The 20,462-nt window shown below is 72.9% G+C and carries 11 protein-coding genes and 2 pseudogenes; 3 read left to right on the top strand and 10 right to left on the bottom strand.

What is annotated here, in order from left to right; translation table 11 throughout:
- Positions 1-107: 107 nt before the first annotated feature.
- Positions 108-1,022, bottom strand: a pseudogene (locus ABZX96_RS34855) (glycosyltransferase family 2 protein); the annotation flags it as partial.
- 218 nt (positions 1,023-1,240) lie between these two features.
- Positions 1,241-4,246, bottom strand: a complete 3,006-nt coding sequence (locus ABZX96_RS34850; RefSeq protein WP_355552530.1) for a YfhO family protein — start codon at positions 4,244-4,246, stop codon at positions 1,241-1,243.
- Positions 4,247-4,455: 209 nt separating this feature from the next.
- Here ABZX96_RS34850 and ABZX96_RS34845 point away from each other — a divergent pair, with 209 nt between their 5' ends.
- The 3 genes from ABZX96_RS34845 to ABZX96_RS34835 all read left to right on the top strand — a co-directional run bounded on the left by ABZX96_RS34845 (position 4,456) and on the right by ABZX96_RS34835 (position 8,727).
- On the top strand, positions 4,456-4,611 hold the full coding sequence (locus tag ABZX96_RS34845) for a hypothetical protein (protein ID WP_355552527.1): 156 nt from the start codon (positions 4,456-4,458) through the stop codon (positions 4,609-4,611).
- A 70-nt stretch (positions 4,612-4,681) separates the two neighbouring features.
- Positions 4,682-7,564 carry a bifunctional glycosyltransferase family 2 protein/CDP-glycerol:glycerophosphate glycerophosphotransferase gene (locus ABZX96_RS34840; RefSeq protein WP_355552524.1) on the top strand — a complete coding sequence of 961 codons (2,883 nt, stop codon included), beginning with the start codon at positions 4,682-4,684 and terminating at the stop codon, positions 7,562-7,564.
- Complete coding sequence (locus tag ABZX96_RS34835) at positions 7,561-8,727, top strand: glycosyltransferase (protein WP_355552521.1); 1,167 nt, start codon at positions 7,561-7,563, stop codon at positions 8,725-8,727. The genes ABZX96_RS34840 and ABZX96_RS34835 overlap by 4 nt, the downstream gene beginning before the upstream one ends.
- Positions 8,728-8,846: 119 nt before the next feature.
- Here the strand turns inward: ABZX96_RS34835 and ABZX96_RS34830 are convergent, their stop codons facing one another.
- The 8 genes and pseudogenes from ABZX96_RS34830 to ABZX96_RS34795 form a co-directional block, all read right to left on the bottom strand.
- Positions 8,847-10,025, bottom strand: coding sequence for an acyltransferase (locus ABZX96_RS34830; protein WP_355552518.1), 1,179 nt, complete (start codon positions 10,023-10,025; stop codon positions 8,847-8,849).
- Positions 10,026-10,423: 398 nt separating this feature from the next.
- Entirely contained in the window at positions 10,424-11,401 is a 978-nt protein-coding gene (gene galE, locus ABZX96_RS34825) for a UDP-glucose 4-epimerase GalE (RefSeq protein WP_355552515.1), read from the bottom strand.
- Positions 11,402-11,551: 150 nt separating this feature from the next.
- Positions 11,552-13,156: a glycosyltransferase family 2 protein gene (locus ABZX96_RS34820; RefSeq protein WP_355552512.1), complete on the bottom strand. Its 1,605-nt coding sequence runs from the start codon at positions 13,154-13,156 to the stop codon at positions 11,552-11,554.
- A gap of 466 nt (positions 13,157-13,622) precedes the next feature.
- A complete protein-coding gene (locus tag ABZX96_RS34815; RefSeq protein ID WP_355552509.1) occupies positions 13,623-14,624 on the bottom strand; it encodes a class I SAM-dependent methyltransferase in 1,002 nt (333 codons plus the stop codon).
- Positions 14,625-15,376: 752 nt separating this feature from the next.
- The gene (locus ABZX96_RS34810) at positions 15,377-16,258 is read right to left on the bottom strand and encodes a carbohydrate ABC transporter permease (RefSeq protein ID WP_355552506.1); all 882 of its coding nucleotides are present in this window, start codon (positions 16,256-16,258) and stop codon (positions 15,377-15,379) included.
- The gene (locus ABZX96_RS34805) at positions 16,255-17,604 is read right to left on the bottom strand and encodes a sugar ABC transporter permease (protein ID WP_355552503.1); all 1,350 of its coding nucleotides are present in this window, start codon (positions 17,602-17,604) and stop codon (positions 16,255-16,257) included. Before ABZX96_RS34805 ends, ABZX96_RS34810 begins: the two co-directional genes overlap by 4 nt.
- Positions 17,605-17,879: 275 nt before the next feature.
- The gene (locus ABZX96_RS34800; protein WP_355552500.1) at positions 17,880-19,247 is read right to left on the bottom strand and encodes an ABC transporter substrate-binding protein; all 1,368 of its coding nucleotides are present in this window, start codon (positions 19,245-19,247) and stop codon (positions 17,880-17,882) included.
- A gap of 602 nt (positions 19,248-19,849) precedes the next feature.
- Positions 19,850-20,462, bottom strand: a pseudogene (locus tag ABZX96_RS34795) (cell division protein FtsK); the annotation flags it as partial.

The following is a 20,462-nucleotide window of genomic DNA, read 5'->3' as shown; positions in this document are numbered from 1 at the left end:
GCCGGGGCGGTGGCGCTCGCCCCTCCGGTGACGGGTACGGGCCGCGCCGCCCCTTCGTGTGCGATCCCGGTGTGCGGTGCCTCAGGGTGCGCCGCCCGCGCCGTCCGGTGGCTCTCCTGCACCAGGAAGTGGGGCCGCCGCTTGCACTCGTAATAAATACGCCCGATGTACTCGCCGATCAGGCCGAGCATGACCATCTGGAGACCGCCGAGTCCGACGACGATCGCGACCAGCGTCACGTACCCGGGAGCGGTGACGCCGCCCGCCACCGCGGCGCCGACGATCCACAGCGCGTACAGCGCGGCGAGGCCGGCCAGGCTCAGGCCCGTCCAGATGGCCATCCGCAGCGGGCGGCAGTTGAAGGACAGCATCCCGTCGATGCCGTAGTTGATCAGGGAGCCGAACCGCCACTTGGTCTCGCCGGCGCCGCGGGCGGCGTTGCGGTAGTCGAAGGTGACGGTGTCGAAGCCGATCCAGGAGAAGAGGCCCTTGGAGAAGCGGTTGTACTCCGGGAGGGAGAGCACCGCGTCCACGGCCTTGCGGGAGAGCAACCGGAAGTCGCCCGCGCCGTCCATGAGCTCCACGTCGACCCATTTGTTGACGGCGCGGTAGTAGAGGCGGCTGAGCGTGGTCCGCAGCGGCTTGTCCCCGTCGCGGCTGCGCTTGGCGATGACCTGGTCGTGGCCGAGCCGGTAGAGCTCCAGCATCCGTTCGATCAGGTGCGGAGGGTGCTGGAGGTCGGCGTCCATGAGGACCACGGCGTCGCCGGTGGCCTCCTTGAGACCCGCCAGCATGGCGCACTCCTTGCCGAAGTTGCGGCTGAAGGAGAGGTAGCGGGTGGTCGCGGGGTGCCGCCGGGCGAGGGCGCGCAGCCGGTTCAGGGTGCCGTCGGCGCTGCCGTCGTCCACGTAGCACAGTTCGTAGGGGACGGGGAGCGCGTCCAGGACGGTGCGCAGCGTGTTGTCCAGGCGGTCGAGGACGGCTTCTTCGTTGTAACAGGGGACGACGACCGAGAGCTTCATCAAGGGCCTCTTCGCCGGTGCGGCAGGAGCGGCTGGTCATGCCGTTCCTGAGAGGTGGTGGGGAGCGGGGGCCGAAGGGGCGGGCGGGACGGGGTGCCGGGAGCGGCGCGGCGGGTCCTGAGAGGCGGTGGGGAGCGGGGAGCCATAGGGGGCGGGTGGGACGAGTCGCGGGGGAGCGGCGCGGCGGGCCGACGGAGTGAAAGGGGCGACGAATGTGACTAAATATCACGATTTAGCGGGTTGGTGGGGGAGGTCGGGGCCGACCCGGAACCGGTGTCGTCGACGCCGCCGGGCATCGCGTGGACCGGGGCGCGGGACGACGCGCGGTACGGGGACGCGGCGCGGGGCGCGCCGGTGCCCCCGTCCCGCCTCCGCCGTACCGCGCCGACCAGCGCCACCGCCGCCAGGGCCACGGCCGCCGCGCCGCTCGCCGCCAGCCCGCGGGCCAGCCCCGGCGTCCGGTACGAACAGGCCAGGCGGTCGGCCCGGTCGCCCAGCGGCACCGCCATCAGCCCGCCCAGCCTCCGGGGCGCGCGGGCCGGGCCGCCGTCCACCGCGCACCGCCAGCCCGGGACGGCCGGCACCGCCACCACGGCCGTCCCCCGGCTGCCCGGCCGCAGCTCCGCCGTCAGCCCGTGGCCGCTCGCACCCACTCGTACGGGTGCCCGCGCGCGCAGCCGCTTGACGGCTGACGCCAGGCGGCCGGGGGACAGGCAGCCGATGGGCTCCCGGGGGATCGCCTGCGGCCGGGTGTGGACGAGCCGCACGGTCACCCGGCCGCCCGGGGGGACGCGACCCAGCCGCCGGACGGGGGTGGCGGTCATCGGCCGGTCCCCGTACCCGAGGGAGCGCGTCCCGAGCGCCTCGACGCGCCCCGCGTACCACGGCGCGTACCAGTAGGCCACGGAACCCGGCGCGCAGCTGGCGGTGAGGACGGTGGACGGGGACGACCGGGCGGCAATGTGGATCCCGGTCTGTGCCGCGTCGGCGGCGGGCGCCCCGGGCTGCGCCGCGCGGGCGGCGGGCTCGCCGGGTGTCGGGCCCCCGTGGTGACGGCCGTCGAGGGCGGACGCGTCGCGTGCCGGGCCACCGTGAGGACCGCCGTCGGGTGCGGGCAGCCGCCATCCGTACCCGGTCGGCAGGAGACCGGGCCCGTCCGCCACGGTGGGCCGGGGCGTCTCGTACACATCCGCGCCGAGCAGCAGCTCCTGCCGGGCGAAGAGCCGGTCGCCGCGCACGTCGCCCTCCGCCCCGCCCGTGCGTACGGTCACCAGCGGCGCGGGCGTGGACCGGTGAGCCGTGGCGGCGCGGCCGGTCGGGCCGGTGAGGTGGCTGCCGACGGCGAGGATCGCGCGGGCGGCCGGGTCCTCGACGCTGCGGGTGTGCCGGCCCTGGATGTACCAGCCCGCGCCCAGGCCGCGCAGGGTGTGCGCGGTGCGGGCCGGCAGGTAGCTGCTGTAGTAGGCGCCGCCCTCGCCGGCGAGCAGCAGCGGGTCGTTGTCGGCGAACTCGTGCGGCCCGGGGTCGGCGCGGGAGGCGGGCCAGTCGGCCCGTGCGCGGAGTCCCGCGTAGGCGGTCAGCGCGGCGGGGGCGAGCGTGGTCTTCGGCCGGTACCAGGCCAGCTCGTCCCGCTCGGCGGTGACGGCGAGCGCGGTGTACCCCGAGGTCAGGAAGACGGCACAGGCGAGCACGGCGAGGAGGACGGGCTGGACGGGCCGCGTCCCGCCGCCCTCGCCCACCGCGACGGCCTCCCCTGAAAGAGCCCCGACAGCCTGCTCCCGCCCGCCCCCCGCGTCCGCCTCCCCGTATCCGTCCTCGTCCCCCTCCGCCGAAGCCCCCTCGGCAGCCCGCCCCCACGGCGGCACCGCCGCACCCCGCCCCGCCCGACTCCGTCCCCCCACCACCGCCAGCCCCACCAAAGCCACCAGCACCACACCCCCGCCCCCACCCACCAGCACCCACGTCGCGGCGTCCACCGCGCCCTGAGCCGCGCACACCGCGACGAGGACGGCGACCACGCAGCCCCCGGCGATCAGTTCGCCGGGGCGGGGCCGGTGGGACAGGGCCAGCCAGGCGACGAGGACGACGATTCCGCCCAGGACGAAGGCCGCGCGGTAGGGGCTGCCGTTGGGGAGGGCCAGCCCGTGCCAGAGCAGCACCGTCGGCCGCCAGACGAAGGACGCCGCGACCAGCAGCGCCAGCCCGTACCAGGCGGCCCGCACTCTGAGCGGGATGGCCCGCACGAAGGGGAACGCCGCCAGGAGCAACAGTGCGAGGACGCCGACGGCCACGTTCGGGGCGGGCACCTCGCCCCGGCCGCCGGGCAGCAGGTGCGCCAGGTAGTCCGGCAGCGGCGGCCCGCCGCGGTACTCCGCCGGGGGCGCGGGCATGGCCGTCTCGCTCGCCCGGGAGGTGACCGTCAGCACCGGCGCCGCCAGCAGGACGCCGACCGCCCCCATCGAGGCGGCGCGGGCCAGGACGCGCACCCGGTCGCGCCCGGCGCACCCCTCGGCGAGCAGCAGCCGGACGAGCAGCACCAGCGCCATGGCGAGGCTGGCCATCGCCGCCGTGTAGAAGTTGCCCGCCCAGGCGAGCGCGACCAGCAGCGCGCCCGGCACCCAGCGCCGCCGCCGCAGGCACCAGTCCCCGGCGATGCCGAGCAGCGGCAGCGACACCGGCCCCCACATCCACATCGGGTCCGCGGCCCCGTCACCGAGCACCCAGGCGGACACCCCGTACCCCACCGCCAGCAGCGCCCGGGGCAGTCCCGGGCCGGGCCGCAGCCGCCCGAGGAAGACCGTCATCAGCGCGGCGGCGAGCCCCATGCTCAGCAGCGTCACCAGGAAGACCGGGAGTTCGACCAGGTGCCGGGGGAAGAGCCCGACCAGCCAGGAGAAAGGGTTCATCAGGTAGGAGAGGAAGTCGGCGAGGAAGGGGACGCCGTAGCCGCTGCCCCAGTTGAACAGCAGGTCGCCGGTGGTCCGGCCGTGCATCAGGTCCCACAGGCGCGCGTGGAACGGCACGAACTGGTTGCCGAGGTCGTTGACGGCCCGCGACCGCGCCCCGAAGGGATAGGTCCCGTGCACGGCCATGGCCAGGCAGTACGCGCCCATGGAGAGCCCGGCGGCCAGCCCGGCGGCGCCGGCCTCGCGGAACCCCGTCCCCGCCGTGCGGCGCGCCGCCGCGGGGGCGGGGGCGGTCCGGCGGTCGGTGGTGGGGCTCACTGGTGGCGTGCTCCTGTGGACGACCGGGGACCGGGTGACCGCCCCGCACGGGCCGCGGCGGGAGACATCGGCGCACGCCTACCGTAAGCGGCGGGCGCCCGATATCCGGGTGAGGCGCCGCGGGGCGGGTCGCGGGCGCCGCCTCGCGGGCGTTCCGGTGGGCGGCGCGGAGACGATGCCTGATCGCCGGCGCAAAGATCACCGATTGCGTGATCACCGAGGATGTGATCACTGACGATGTGATCGAAGAATGCCAATCCCCCCACGCTCAATATGCGATCACCGTACATAAGATCACCGCATGTGCGTTTCGTGAACGCCCGATCGATTATCCGATCGGCGATTACCGGCCTGTTTCCGTGTGATCCGCGTAAGTGCCGGACGTAGTGGGTGGCTCCCGGGCCGGGGTACTTTTGGGGGCCGTAGCGTTATGCCATGAGGATTGGGGTGTCCGTGCCTGACGTCTCCGTAGTCGTGATCGTTTATAACGACGCCGAACGACTGCCGACCGCCGTCCGCTCCGTGCTGGATCAGACGCTGCACAGCGTCGAAGTGGTGATCGTCGACGATTGCAGTACGGACGGCTCGTTCGCGGTGGCCCAGGGGTTGGCCGGCGCGCATCCCGGCAGGGTGCGCGCGTTCCGGCTGCCGGAGAACAGCGGCGGCTGCGGCGCCCCGCGGAACGAGGGCGTGGCCCGCGCCCTGGGCCGGTTCGTGATGTTCCTGGACAGCGACGACGTGCTGGAGAGGAACGCCTGCCGCAACATGCTGGAGGCGGCCGAGGGCACCGGCGCCGACCTGGTGTCCGGCCTCTGCGTCCGGGTGCACGTCGATTCCCGTACGAAGAAGACCGTCGAGTGGTATCCGTGGCTTTACGCGCGCACCCGCACGCTCGAATGCGTTTCCGAGCTTCCGGACCTGCTGGTCTTTGACACGCTCTCGACAAACAAATGCTATCGCCGGGACTTCCTCATCGAACAGGATTTGCAATTCCCGGTCGGCATTCACTACGAGGACCTGCTGTTCTCGGCCCAGGCGTACGCGGCGGCCCGGCGCATCACCCTGATCCCGAACCGCGTGTACTTCTGGAACGTGGTCGAGAAGGCCGCGACGAAGTCGATCAGCAATCGGCGACACGAGATCGCGAACTTCGCGCACCGCATGGAAATCCACCGCCGCGTCGACGACCTTCTCGTGGAAAAGGGACTGGGCGACCTGAAGTTCCACAAGGACGTCAAATTCCTCAAGCACGACCTCGTGCTGCACCTGCGCGACCTGCCGCTCCTCGACGAGGAATACCGCCACCGTTTCGCGGAGCTGGCCAACTCCTACCTGGAGGGCATCGCCCCCGAGGCCTATCAGGAGGTGCAGCCCATTCAGGCGATCTGTGCCTACCTGCTCTCGAAGGAGGACTGGGACAACCTCCTGCCCGCCGCGGACACCCTCATCAACCGCGACAAGGTCTCCTCCGGCCTCGCCGAGCGCGACGGCCGCATCTACTGGTGCGCCGACCACCTGGACGACCCCGAGGGCCGCCGGGTGCTGGACGTCACCGAGCTCGGCTACCACACCCGGCCGCTGCGCACGCTCTTCCTGCGCAACCGCCTCACCGAATACCGCGACGACGGCCGAGGGACCATCCGAATGGCGGGCAGCATCGTCAATCCGCTCGGTCGGATCACCCCCGAGGCCCGGCTGCGCGGCCGGCTGGAGTTCCGGGCCCGCCGCCGCAGCCTGCAGACCTTCACCTTCCCGCTGGCCTTGCTGCGGCACGACGGCGACAGCCTCGTCTGGGACGCCGAGGTGGACGTCGCGGCCCGGCTGCGCCCGCTGGGCGTCATCGACGCCGTCTGGGACGTGCGCCTGATCCTGGACGTGGACGGCACCTCGCTGCGCACCCGCCTCTCGGTCGGCGGGACGGACCTGGAGGACGCGGTGCGCCTGAAGGTGCGCCCCCGGCTGACCCGGCTCGTCTCCGACCGCATAGAGCCCTCCGTCTCCCGGCGCGGCCACCTCAGCTTCGTCCTGGTCCCCGAGGGCCGCGCGGCACGGCGGACACAGCGGCTGGTCAGGGCGGCGGTCGCGGGCCGCGCCGGGCAGCTCGTCAAGAACGGCGTGCGCACCGCCCGCAAGACCAAGCGCAAGCTCAACTCGGGTGAGACGAAGATCCGCGTGTACCACGAGGTGTTCGGCAAGCTGCCGGTCCGCAAGGGGCTGGTGGTCTTCGAGAGCCACCTGGGCAAGCAGTACAGCGACAGCCCCAAGGCCATCTACGAGGAGATGCGCCGGCAGGGCGTGAAGTTCGATGCCGTGTGGTCCTACGCGGGCGGCAAGCCCGAGGGCTTCCCCGAGGACGCCACGCTGGTGCGCCGCTGGGGCTGGCAGTACCTGCGGGCGCTCGCCCAGGCGGAGTTCTGGATCGACAACCAGGGCTTCCCGCTGAAGCTCGTCAAACGCCCGCAGACCACCTACCTCCAGACCTGGCACGGCTCGGCGCTCAAGCGCATGGGCTTCGACGAGCCGCGCCTGAAGGTGCGCAGCCGCCCGGCCCAGGAGGAGTTCCAGCGGGTCCTGGACCGCTTCGACCACTTCCTGATCCGCTCCGAGCACGACGTGCGGACGCTCGCCCGGGCGTTCCGGCTGCGGGACGAGGTCCTGCTGCGCACCGGCTACCCGCGCAACGACGCCCTGGTGGCCGCGCGCAGGCAGCAGGAGGCCACCGGCACCCGGACCCGCGGCGAACCCGCCCGCGAACTGGGCATCCCGGACGACCACACGGTCCTGCTGTACGCGCCGACCTTCCGCGCCCACGCCACCGGCAAGATCCGCGGTTTCGAGCTCCCCTTCGACGTCGAGGAGTTCGCCCGCCGCTTCGGCGATCGCCACACGCTGTTGATCCGGTCGCACTACCTCAACAACGTGGTGCTGCCGCCCTCCGTGAGCGGCAAGGTCATCGACGTCACGGGACACCACGACATCACCCCGCTGCTCACCCTCGCGGACGCGCTCATCACGGACTACTCGTCCGTGATGTTCGACTACGTCCTCCTCGACCGGCCGATGATCTTCTACGCGTACGACTACGACGAATACGCGAACGAGAGCCGCGGCACCTACTTCGACCTCCGCGAGAAGGCGCCCGGGCCGGTGGTGGAGACCGAGGACGAGCTCTTCCAGGCGATCGACGACCTCAAGGCGGCGGACAGCCAGTACGCCGAGGCGCGGACGCGGTTCGCCGCCGAGTTCGGCGAGTACGACCACGGCGACGCGGCCCGCGCCGTCGTCGAGAAGTTCTTCACCCCGGGGAGCGGCACGTGAGCGAGCAGCCGGACCGGACCAGCGGTCGCGACATCTTCTTCGTCTCCAACAGCGTCAACGAACTGGGCGGGGTGACCACCTGGTCCCACCAGATGGCCCGGCTGTTCCAGGAGCGCGGCCACCGCGTGCACGTCATCGGCATCACCGAGCCGGACGTCCCCCAGGACCTCGGCGGCGACCTGCCCTACCCGACCACCACGCTCTACGACGTCAAGCCACCGAAGCCCGGCCCGGGCAAGGGGCTCAAGGCCAGGCTGGACCTGCCGGAGCAGCGGCGGCGCCGGGCGCGCGCGGCCGGCATGCGTGAGCAGGCGGCCAAGCTCACCGCGCTGTTCGCGGCGGCGGGCCCCGGGGCCGTGGTCATCGTCACCCAGGTGTGGGCGATGGAGTGGGTCGAGCTCGCCGACACCTCCGGCCTCACGGTCATCGGCATGAGCCACGAGTCCTACGGCTACTCCCGCTCCACCTCCCGCTTCGGCCGGGTCAAGAGGCACTACGCGGACGTCGACCGGCTGCTGCTGCTGACGCGGGAGGACGCGGACCGGTGGATCAGAGAAGGGCTGGACAACGTCGGCTTCATGCCGAACCCCCTGCCCTTCATGCCCGCCACGCCCTCCGAGCGGACCGGGAAGGCCGTGTTGAGCATGGGCCGGCTCACCGACCAGAAGGGCATCGACATGCTCCTGGACACCTGGGCCGAGGTCGCGCCGCTGCACCCGGACTGGACGCTGCGCATCTACGGCGACGGCGAGGAAGAGGAGGCGCTGCGCAAGCAGTGCACCGCGCTCGGCCTGGACGACTCCGTGGAGTGGCGCGGCCGGACGGGTGACGTGGTGGGCGCGCTGCGAGGGGGCTCGGTCTTCGTCCAGTCCTCGCGCGGCGAGGGGTTCCCGCTCGCTCTGATGGAGGCGATGGCCGCGGCCGTGCCGTGCGCGGCCTTCGACTGCGCCCCGGGCGTCCGCGAGATCATCAGGGACGGCGAGGACGGGCTGCTGGCCACCCTCGGCAACACCGGCGAACTGGCCCGCCGACTGGACACCCTGATGTCCGACAAGGAGCTCCGGGACCGGATGGGCCGGGCGGCACGGGAGAACATCCGCCGCTACACGACCGACGAGATCACCCGGCGCTGGGAGGAACTCTTCGCTTTCCTGGAGCGCTGAACGCGCACCGGGCGCCGAGCCGAACGGGCGGCGCCGTCCCACGGGAGGCCGTGGGGCGGCGCCGTTCCGCGTTCCCGGGCGCTTCGATGCGCCCTTCCGTGTTTCGAACGCCCGCCGCGTCAGGTGCGCACGTTGGTGGAGGCGCGCCTGTGAGAGGACGCCTGGGTGCGGGCGTTCCACCAGCGCGCGGCAGGCTCCTCCACGAACCGGTACAGCGCCGCCGCGGCGCCGGTGGCCACCAGCGCCAGGCCGAGCAGTGGCAGCAGGGCCGAGTCGTCGTCCCGGCCCCGGCCGAAGGTGTAGACGGCCAGCCGGATCACGCACTGGTGGACGAGGTAGAAGCTGTAGGACCACAGCCCCAGCCGCACCAGGAAGCGGCTGCCGAGCATGCCCGGGCGGCCGTCCACCTCCCGTTGCACGAAGGCGACGATGACCAGCCCGGACAGCAGGGCCATCACCGGCCGGGCCGCGTAGTCGAGCTGGGCGACGGCGCCGTCGGGGAGTCGGGCGCGCATCTGGTAGTAGCCGTAGATCCAGGCGAGCAGCAGGGCCAGGGGCAGCGCCGGGTGCGCCGTGAAGCGCCAGCCGCGGCGTATCGCCAGGGCCACCGTCATGCCCAGCAGGAACTGCGGGAGGTAGACCACGGGGTGGCGCATGATCCAGCCCTCGGTGTCCGGCGCGCAGAAGGCCGCCGCACACCAGTTGACCGCCCACATCCCCAGCAGCCCGGCGGCCGTCCAGACCACCAGTGTCTTGGTGCGCAGCCGCAGCGCCACGCGCGCCAGCAGCGGGAACAGCGCGTAGAACAGAACCTCGACGCCGAGCGTCCAGGTGACCGGGTTGCCCGGAAGGTTCGGCGTCACCCCCGGGAACCAGCCCTGCACCAGGAACACCGAGGAGAGCAGCCCGGGCCAGTCGACCGGCACGTGCGGACGCACATAGAAGAGGAAGAACGCCGGCAGCAGCATGAGCAGATGCACCGGCCAGATGCGGCCGACCCGGCGCCAGTAGAAGGCCCCCGGCCGTTCCGCCGGTTTGAACACCCAGGTCAGCAGGAAGCCGGAGAGGACGAAGAAGAAGGTGACCCCGTGCCCGCCGATCATGGAGTACGGGAAGAGCGTCGGGGACCGGGCGAAGCCGGTCCCGCCCCCGTACCCGGTGAAGTGGTGGGCGAAGACCGCCAGCGCCGCGAAGAACCGCAGGCTGGTCAGGGAATCGAGGCGTCTGGGGGGTGTCGTGGTGATCGTGCGGTGCCGTACGGGCCTGGCTATGGTGCGGGCTAGTGTCAGAGAGGACACAGAAGCACGGCTCTCGGATCGGCTCGGCGGGCGGCGGGCGACCCATACTAGTGGTGAACCCTGTGAGCGCCAGGGGGACGGCGGACACGCGTGCGTCGTTCGACCGCTCGGGCCATGACGGCCCGCAGCCGTTAAGGCACGTATTTCGGTTTTTCCGAGATTCGTCTGTTTGTGGCGCGTTGATTAGTAATATGCGCCTGAAAAAATGTAGGGAGCGTGCGCCCGGCGTGGGGATGGAAGCCCGTTCGGTCCGGCGGAAGCCGACCGGCTCGGGAGGCAGCCCGCCCGGAGTGGGCCTCACGCGGCGCCGGCAAACCCCGCGCGCCGCGTGCCGGGGAAAGCCCCCCGGAGGCCCGGGCCGCGTGGGGGCGGCCTCCGTCACCCCCACGCGCGGCCGGTCAGTCCTGGGACCGGTGGAGCTGCCAGCCCGCCCACGCGGAGCTGATCATGTCGCGGACGTCGTGCCGGGCCTTCCAGCCCAGTTCGTCGGCGATGCGGTCGGCGGCGGCCACGACACGGGCCGGGTCGCCGGGACGGCGGGCGGTGACCTCGGCCCGCACGTCCGCGTAGCCGGTGATCTCGGTGATCAGGTCGACCATCTCCCGCACGGAGACGCCCTCACCGCGGCCGATGTTCAGGGTCAGGTCGCGCACCGGGCCCGGCTCGGCGAGCTTGCGGGCCGCGGCGACGTGGGCGTCGGCCAGGTCGGCGACGTGGATGTAGTCGCGGACGCAGGTGCCGTCCGGGGTCGGGTAGTCGTCACCGAAGATGCGCGGCGCCGCGCCGTCGGTGAGCTTCTCGAACACCATCGGGACGAGGTTGAACACCCCGGTGTCGGCCAGTTCGGGGGTGGCGGCGCCGGCAACGTTGAAATACCGCAGGCAGGCCGTGTTGATGCCGTGGGCCTTGCCCGCCGCGCGGGCCATCCACTCGCCGATCAGCTTGGTCTCGCCGTACGGGCTCAGCGGCAGGCACGGAGTGTCCTCGGTGACCAGGTCCACGTCCGGCATCCCGTAGACCGAGGCGGACGAGGAGAAGACGAACCGGCCGACCCCGCCGGCCGCCATGGCCTCCAGCAGCGTCTGCAGGCCGTGCACGTTCTCGCGGTAGTAGTGGAGCGGCATCTCCACCGACTCCCCGACCTGCTTCTTCGCGGCCAGGTGGACGACGTCGGTGACGCCGTGCTCCTTGATGACGGTGTCCAGGACGGCGCGGTCCAGGACGGAGCCGACCACCATCGGCACACCTTCCGGAAGCCGGGCCGGAATGCCCGTGGACAGGTCGTCCAGCACCACGACCTGCTCGCCCGCCTGCACCAGGGCCCGTACGACGTGGGAGCCGATGTAACCGGCACCGCCCGTGATCAAGTAAGACATATCGCCATCCTATGGGTGGGTGAGCGGGACGGGTACAGGCTGCCAGGGACCGCCACGTGGGACGCAGGCCCCCCTGGACTCTGCCGCGATTGTCACGGGATCAGGACGAAACCGGAACCATCACGGGACCGGAGCGGGGAACGGCGGGGCTCATCCGCTTCGCCGCAGCCTCCGTGCCGCGATCTCCCAGGCGCTGCGCGGGCCCGAGGCGACGCGGAGGGCCAGGGAGCCGTCCGTGGTCGCGTACGGCTGGACGAGCAGGACGAGGTGGCGGGTGCTGGGCAGGACGTGACGGCGCAGGCCGGGGCCGGTGGCGCGCAGGCCGGGGCGCAGCACCGTGCCGTCCACGCAGCGCACCCGCGCCGTGAGGTCCCAGGCGTCGGGGCCGGCGGGCCCGTCCGCGCCGGCGGAGCCGCCCGCGCCGGCCAGCGCCCCGAAGTCCACCGGCAGTACCGCGGTCCAGGCGGAGCCGGAGGGCGCGGCGGCCAGCGCGGTGTTGCGCAGCGGCACGACCCGGCCGGTCACCCGGTGCCGCAGGTCCACCTCCACGCTCACCGGCCCGGCGTCGGCCAGCCGCCCGTACAGCTCGTGGAGGCGCAGCCGCAGGGCGCAGCGGGCGCCCACCACCGGCTCGGCGTCCACGGTCACCGGCAGCCGGTCCACCGGCACGGTCTCCATGCCGTCCAGCTCGGCACCCGGCAGCTCCGCCGACCACACCGGCCGCTCCCCGGCGGTCGCGAACGGCGGCAGCAGGCGGCCGGGACGGGCCGCCAGATGGGCGAGCCGTTCCAGGTCCACGGGCGACTCGGCGGCGAGCAGCACCCGGGCCACCCAGCGGGCCGGGGCGTCGGCGGCCACCAGCTCGGACTCCTCGAAACCGGCGACGTACTCACGGGTGAGCCGCCACCACTCCCGCTGGTAGTCCGCGCCGCGGGTGCGCAGCTCGCGGACGTACATCCGCAGGTCGTGTTCGAGGAACTTGGTGCGGGCGGCGTGCGCCAGCCCCTTGTGCCCGCTCTCCTGGAAGATGCCGACGGCGGTGCGGTGCGCGGAGAGCCGCGCCTGCCAGTTGGCCACCTTCTCGCGGTCCAGGGAGATGGACGGTTTGGCCGCCGCGCGCCGGACGTGCCAGGTGTAGACGCGGTCGGGGACGAGGGCGAGGCGCGGCGCGGCGGCGAGCACCCGCGCGGTGAAGACGAAGTCCTCGTAGGTGAAGCGGCCCTCGGGGAAGGCGATGCCGTGGGCGAGGAGCCAGGTCCGCTCGTACAGCTTGTTGACGCACAGCGTGTCGTGGACGAGCGCCGGGTGGTCGTCGGGCGTGTCGTACACCGCGGCCTCCTCGTAGAGGCCGGGCTGCCAGGGGACCTCCCGGCCGCCGGGCAGCTCGCGGCGCACGCAGGCGCCGGCCGCCACCGGCGCGCCGTGCCGCAGCGCGGCGTCCAGCAGGGCGTCCACCGCGCCGGGCGGCAGCACGTCGTCGCTGTCCAGGAACATCACGAAGCGCCCGGTGGCGGCGCGCACACCGTCGTTGCGCGGGGTGCCGCACCCTCCGCTGTTGCTCTCCCGGTGGACGATCCGCAGGCGGGGCCCGTGCCGGGCGGCGAGCTCGTCCAGGACCCGGCCGGTCGTGTCGGTGGAGGCGTCGTCGACGGCGATCACCTCGCCGACGGCGTCGCCCTGCGCCAGCGCGGAGCGCACCGCCTCGCCGACGTGCACGGCGTCGTTGTACGCGATGACGACGACGCTGACCCGCACGGCGGAGACCGGGGGCGCGTTCCCCGGGGTGACGGAGGCGGCTGACCGTGGTCCCGTGGAGGCGGGCGGCCCGGAGCTGGGCGTGGACGGGACGGGTGCGGGCCCGGTGCCGGGCGGGGGTGGGGCGGGCCGTGGCTCGGGAGGTTCGTTCACGACGCCCCAATCTACGGTCCGCACGGGACGGACCGCGGTACGTGCGCGGCCCTCCAGCGCCCACCCTGAATCCGGCCCAGCGCCGGCCCTTCTGTCCGTTCCGGTCCGGTCCTTCCGCCTGTCTCGCGTTCGGTCCCTTTTATCCGTCCCGCGTCCGGTCCCGGAGCCCCGTCCTGCGCCGGGTGCGGGAGCTGCCGCGGGGTGGGATCGCGCCCTGACCGGGCCCGCCGGCCCGCCCCTCACGCAGCTCCCTCGCGCGTCCGGCCCCTCGCCCCCGCCCCGCGTCCGGCCCCTCACCCCAGCCCCGCGTCCCTCACCGCGTACGGGCCTTCTTGCGGGAGGCGACGATCGCCTTCGTCACGATGGGCGGCAGGACGTTCACCGCGATCCGCCGCGCCGTGGCGTCCAGGCGCGGGCGGGCGGCCGGGCGGGGGCGCGCGGCCTGGGCCGCCGGGCGGCGCGTCGGCGCGGGGGAGGGGGACGCGACCGGGGCCGGGACCGGGGCGGGGTCCGGCGGCTGGATCACCGGGCGGTGGCGGGAGACGGGCTGCGAGGGTTCCTTGGCGTCCTTCACGCTCATCCGGATCAGCGGTGCCCCGTTCACCTGCTGCACCTCGTGCCACACGCCCTGGCGGCCCTGCAGCCACTCCACCAGTTCCTCCCGGAGCGGGGCCGGGTCACCCCACGTGCCGTAGAACTTGGTGCCGGTGATGCAGATGGGACGCAGCCCGTGGTTCGTCACGGCCTGCCAGGTGGCCGCCGCCACCCCCGGGCAGTGCTCGGCCCGGAAGTCGTCCAGCACGACGATGCCCTGGTCGTGGAGGAGTTCGCGCACCGCCAGGATGTCGCCGTGCACGTGCTCGTATAGATGTGAGGCATCGATGTGCGCGAAACGGCAGCTCTCGTCCTCCACGTGATCACGGATGACCGAAGTGAGGCCCTGGACGATGGTGGGCAGCTCGTCGTGGAAGGAGAGGTAGTTGGCCTCGAAGGCGCGCCGGGTGAGCGTGGAATAGGACTTCGCCATCTCGCGGGAGTTGGACTCGTCACCGGCGGGCGAGTCGAACAGGTCGCAGACCGTGAAGCGGTCCCCGAGCCGGAGCCGAGCGCCCATGAAGATCGCGCTCTTGCCCATGTACGCGCCCAGCTCCAGAAGGTCGCCCGGCACGGCGCGCTCCTCCTGGCGGGTGAGGAACCAGTCGAAGAGCAACTGGTCCGCGACGAAGAACCAGCCCTTGACGTCGGAGAACCGGGTGGGCCGGGGAAGCTGCTCGGCGTCGTGCTCGGGGCTGTGGTCGGGGGTGGCGGCGGTCATGAGCGGTCGGTCTCCAGACGGTCGGAAGTCGGTGGAGCGGACACGGGCCGGGCGGGCGCCGCGGGGTCCCGGGGGCCAGGGGTCCCGGGGTCCTGGGTCGTGCGGCGTGGTCTCGTACCGCGCGGTCCCGCGGCGCGCCCCGTACGCGGGGTGGTGCCGGAGGAGCTGTGCCGTGGTGCTGGTGGGTGGTGCGGCTTGCGAAACGGCGGTACGGACGGACGGCGGTGCGGACGGACGACGGGACGGCGGTACGGACGGGGACGTACGGACGTACGGGTACGGCGGTGACGGCGGGGCGCCTCCGGGCACGGGCGCGCGGGAGCACACGTCCGTGCCGCGCCGGAAATCGCCCGCCGACCGGGCCGGCGTGCGGGCGGCCCCGGATGGCTCCGGGCGCGCGGCACCGGCGCGTCGGCAGGTTGGCGCGCCAGGCGTCCCGCCGTGCGCCGTCATGTAAGGGCAGGAAGGTGAACGGGAGGTGGCGTACGAGGCTGCCGGGCGCAAAACACCGGGAACCCGAGGGACGGGGCGGCGCGGAGGCAGGTCCCAGCCGGGACGGGCCGGCCCATAGGGGAGGCCAGGAAGGGGAGGCCAGGAAGGGCAAGCCCGTACGGGGCGGGCCCCCACCCGTAAGGGAAAGCCCGTACAGGGCAGGCCCCCAAGGAAAGCCGGGGGCGAGAGCGCCCGCCTCCGCCCGGCTGGTCCCTGCTCCTACTTCACCGCCCCGCCCGGCTCGTCCCTGCTCCTTGCTCCTACTTCACCGCCCCCGCCATCACCCCGGACACGAACTGCCGCTGGAAGGCGAAGAAGACGACCAGCGGGATCACCATCGACAGGAAGGCGCCGGGCGCGAGCACGTCGATGTTGTTGCCGAACTGGCGCACTTCCTGCTGCAAGGCGACCGTGATGGGCGGCTTGCCGCTGTCCGCGAAGATCAGCGCGATCAGCAGGTCGTTCCACACCCACAGGAACTGGAAGATGCCCAGCGACGCGATGGCCGGCCCGCCCAGGGGCATCACGACGCGGGTGAACAGGCGCACCTCGTTGGCCCCGTCCAGCCGCGCCGCCTCCAGGAGTTCGCGGGGGATCTCGGCGAAGAAGTTCCGCAGCAGGAAGATCGCGAACGGCAGGCCGAAGCCGGTGTGGAAGAGGATCACGCCGAACGTCGTCTCGAAGAGGCCGATCGCGCCGAACAGTTCGGCCACCGGAATCAGCGCCACCTGCACCGGCACGACGAGCAGCCCGACCACGACCATGAACCACCAGTCGCGTCCCCGGAACTCCATCCAGGCGAACGCGTAACCCGCCATGGCCCCGATGACGACCACCAGCAGCGTGGCCGGCACCGTGATCAGGGCCGTGGTGAGCAGCGAGTCCATGACCTTCTCGTTGCCCAGTAGCTGGTCGTAGCTGGCCCAGGTGAGCTGCGCGGGCTTGGTGAAGACGGTCCACCAGCCGGTCTCGGCGATGTCCTCGGGCTTGCGCAGCGAGGACACCAGCAGCCCCACCGTCGGCATCAGCCAGAACAGCCCCACCAGCACCAGGAAGACGCGGAGCACCCCGCCGCCGGTCCGGGCGGCGATCCGCGTGGGCAGCGACTGCTTGGCCCGCACGACGCCGTTCGCGGTCGTCATCGGCGACGCTCCTTCCTAAGGCGCCGGAGATTGACCCACATCACCGGCAGTACGAGCAGCAGCAGGAAGACGGCGATCGCGCTGCCCAGCCCCTGGTTGACGTCCGTCCCGAAGGACGACTGGAAGAGCTGGAGGGCGAGCACGTTGGCGTCCTTGAGACTGGATCCCGGCGCGATGATGTACACCAGGTCGAAGATCTTCAGCACGTTGATCATGAGGGTGACCAGGACGACCACCAGCACCGGCGCCAGCAGCGGCACCGTCACCCGGCGGAAGACCTGCCACTCGTTGGCCCCGTCCACCCGCGCGGCCTCCAGCAGCTCGCGCGGCACGCTGGCCAGCCCCGCCGCGATGAGCACCATGGCGAACCCGGCCCACATCCAGATGTACGAGCCGATGATCGCCGGGGTGACCAGCGTCGGCCCGAGCCAGTCCACGCCGTTGTACGCCTGCGCGAAGTTGGACGCGGGCAGCCGCAGCAGGGCGCCGTCCGCCTGGCCGGCGGGCAGCGCGAACGTCCCGTCGGCGGCCGTGGTGGTGGACGCGACGACCTTGCCGTCCTTGACGGCCTCCACCTTCAGCCCGGCCAGCGCCTTCTCGTTCGGGTCGATGACGCCCGGCTTGCCGCCGCCGCCCCGCGTGAAGTCCGACCAGGCCGTGCCGACGAGCTTGCCGGGCTGGGGGCGCGCCACCGCGGCGTTCCGCGCGCCGCTCACGTCGTCGGGCTGGACGGCGACCAACGGCAGTTCGGCCGGACCCGCCGCGCGGACCGGCGCCTTGGTCGTGAACGCCCCGCCGCCGGACGCCTTGAGATCCGAGGTGGGCCGCGGCCGGGCGCCGGGGAACGGCGCGGGCTCGGCGAAGGTGTCGTGGATGCCCACCACGACGGCGTTGGCGACCCCGCGCTCCGGGTCCTGGTCGTAGACCAGCCGGAAGATGATGCCGGCGGCCAGCATGGAGATCGCCATCGGCATGAAGACGATCAGTTTGAAGGCGGTGCCCCAGCGGACGCGTTCGGTCAGCACGGCGAAGATCAACCCGAGCGCGGTGGCGACGGTGGGCGCCACCACCACCCAGATGACGTTGTTCTTCAGCGCCGTGCGGATCCGGTCGTCCGTGAACAGCTCCCCGTAGTTGTCCATCCCGACGAAGCCGGTGCCGGCCGCGTCGAAGAAGCTCCGGTACACGGAGTAGCCGATGGGATAGACGACCAGCGCGCCGAGGAGGACGAGGGCGGGCAGCAGGAACGCGCCCGCGAGCCAGGGCCGGGTGCCCATGAGGCTCTTGCGTTTGCCGGCGCGGGGTGTGTCCGGCCCGGTCGGGCCGCCCGCGGTGACAACCTTCATGGTGGGGATCCCCCGGTCCGGTCGATGCGGTCAGCGTCGGTGGTGGCGGTCGGCGTCGGTGGTGGTGACGGTCGGCCTCGGTGGTGGTGACGAGCTCCGCGGCGTCCCGATGGCCGCCGGACCGCCCGTCGGCCCGCGCCCCGGTGGCTCCGGTGTCGCGGGCGGCGGGTCGTGGCCGGTGGCGTGCCGCGGCCGGTGGGCCGGGGCCGGCAAGGCGGCCGGTCCCCGGCGTGTACGTCCCCGGCGCGCACGGCGGACGCGGGCGGCGCGCGGGATCAGCCGCCGAACGCCTTGGCGGCGTCCCGCTCCAGCCGCTCCTGGGTCCCCGCCACGTCGCTCGGGTTCTTCAGGAAGTCCTGGAGGGCCTTCCACTCGCCCTGGCCCGGCTTGCCGCCGAAGCTGGCCGGCGCCTGGTCGGACATGTCGAAGCGGAAGTCGTCACCGGCCTTGATCAGCGCGTCCGCGATTTCGCGCATCGCGGAGTTCGGGTAGACGGACCGGTCCAGGTTCTTGTTGGGGGAGATGAAGCCGCCCGCCTGGGCCCAGATCCGGGCCGCGTCCGTGGACGCGAAGAAGGTGAGCAGGGCCTGCGACGCCTTGCTGTCCTTGAGCGCCACGGCCACGTCGCCGCCGGTCACCACGGGGGACTTGGCCCCCACGGCCGGGAAGGGGAAGACCTTGGCGTCGGTGCCGAGCTTGGCCTTGGTCTGCGAGATGTTGGCGGCGGCGAAGTCCGCCGAGGAGACCATCGCGGCCTTCGGCTGGTCGCCCCCGCTGAACGTCTGGGTGACGGACGTGGGGAACTGCGTCTGCAGCGCGCCGGAGTTGCCGCCCGCGAGCAGTTCCTTCTTGCCGAAGAGCTGGCCGAGCGTGGTCAGCGCCTGCTTGACGGAGGGGTCGGTCCACTTGATCTCGTGCTTGGCGAGCTGGTCGTACTTCGCCTGGCCGGCCTGGGAGAGGTAGATGTTCTCGAACCAGTCCGTGAGGGTCCAGCCGTCCGCCCCGCCGATCGAGACCGGCGGGGTGCCGGAGTCGGAGATCGTCTGGGCCGTCTGAAGGAAGCCCTTCCAGTCCTTGGGCTCGCTCACGCCCGCGTTCTCGAACGCCTTGACGTTGTACCAGACCAGCGACTTGTTGCTGGCCTTGAAGTACACGCCGTACTGGGTGTTCTTGTACGCGCCGAGGTCCTGCCAGCCCTTGGTGTAGTTCTTGGCCAGCTCCGCCTTGGCCGCGGCGCCGAGCGGCTTGATCCAGCCCTTGCCCGCGAACTCGTTGAGCACGCCGACCTGCTGGAGCAGCGCGATGTCCGGCGGGCCGCCGCCGGCGATCTTCGAGCCGATGAACCCGGCCATGTCGTCGCCGCTGGGCACGAAGTCGACCTTGGCGCCGGTGCGCTTCTCGAACTCCGTCAGCACCTTGAGGAAGTTGTTCCGCTCCGTGCCCGTCCACACGGCGGCCACCTGGAGCTTCTGCCCGTCGAGCTTGGGGAGTTGGACGGACGAGGTGGCGGGCTTGGAGCCGCCCCCGTCCCCCTTCTTGCCGCCGTCGTCATCGTTGCTGCTGCAGGCGGTGAGGGCCAGCGCCCCGGCCGCGATCAGTGCGGTCGCGCCGTACGTCGTGCGCCGTCCGCGTGGTGTGCGCATCACCCCGTTGCCCCTCCGCGTCCTCGCTGCGGTGTGCTGTGACCCACTCCATTTGTGTCGCATTGTGTGTCAGTCCTACGCCCTCCCTTGAGCGCCCGCAATACCGTGACGTTCCCCAACTGGGCTTTTGTGACCGGCCTGTTATGGCGGTGGGACCTGCGCGGACGGGGCGCACGCCGGGACGGAAGCGCCGCACGGGCGCGCGTGCTCCCGCCGATGCGCCGTGGGAGGCGCGCGGGCGGGGTGCGGGTAGGGCATGGGTGGGGCTGGGGCGCTCCGGTCCGCGGTGGCGGGGGAGAGGGGTGAGGAAGCGGTGCCCCGAGAGTTGTTCTCGCACAGGCCGTCGCGTGGGGGCCGGGGGTGAAGGCGGTGCGCTCCGTGAAGGCGGTGCGCTCCGTGAAGGCGGCGCGCTCCGTGAAGGCGGTGCGCTCCGTCGATGAGCGAACGTTCCAAGGTGGCGGCCCGTTCGGAGGGCACCCCGACGCGACCCCCCACCCGGCACCGCGCGGCCGGAGTACCCCGGCCGCGCGCCACTCACCCGTGGTGCCGCTCACCCGTAGGGCCGGACCCACCCGCAGGCCGGGCTCACCCGCAGCCCGGGCTCACCCGTGGGCCGGGCTGGCGCGTTGGAGGGCGCTGGCCAGGAGGGCCAGGTCCGTGGGGCCGTTGCCCAGTTCGCGCAGGGGGCGGCGGGTCGGGGGGTCTCCCGCGCGCTGCCACTCGACGGGGACGACCGTGGGGCGCTGCGTGGACGTGCGGGGTATCCGGCCCGTCACCTGGCCGGCCTGGAAGGGCGTCCAGGAGTCGTCCGCCGCGCGGTAGAGCCGTCCGCGGCCGGCCGGGGCGAGGTCGTCGTCGTCCGTGGGGCCCAACTCCACGCGCAGCGCGGCCCGCCGTGCGGTCGTGGTGTCCGCCGTGCGGTCGGGGTGGCCGGTCGCCGCGATGAGGTGGACGCCGAGCCGGAGGCCGTCCCGGGCGATCGCCTCCAGCGCGCGGACCACCGACCCGGCGGCGGGGCGGCCGGTGCTGCCCAGCGCCGGGGAGACCAGCGCGTCGAAGTCGTCGACCAGGACGAACAGCCGGGGCAGCGGCGGGGCGGGCTCCGCGGGCCGGGCCGGGCCGCCGTCCGGCCGGTCGGCGCCCCGGGGGCGCGGGCGCGCCGCGCCGCCGGCCGGGGGGTCGAGGTCGCCGGCCCCGCCCGGCGGCGCGGCGCGC

The organism is Streptomyces sp. NPDC003077 (genome assembly GCF_040611095.1).
Classification (GTDB): domain Bacteria; phylum Actinomycetota; class Actinomycetes; order Streptomycetales; family Streptomycetaceae; genus Streptomyces.
This window is presented reverse-complemented; position numbering and strand designations above follow the sequence as displayed.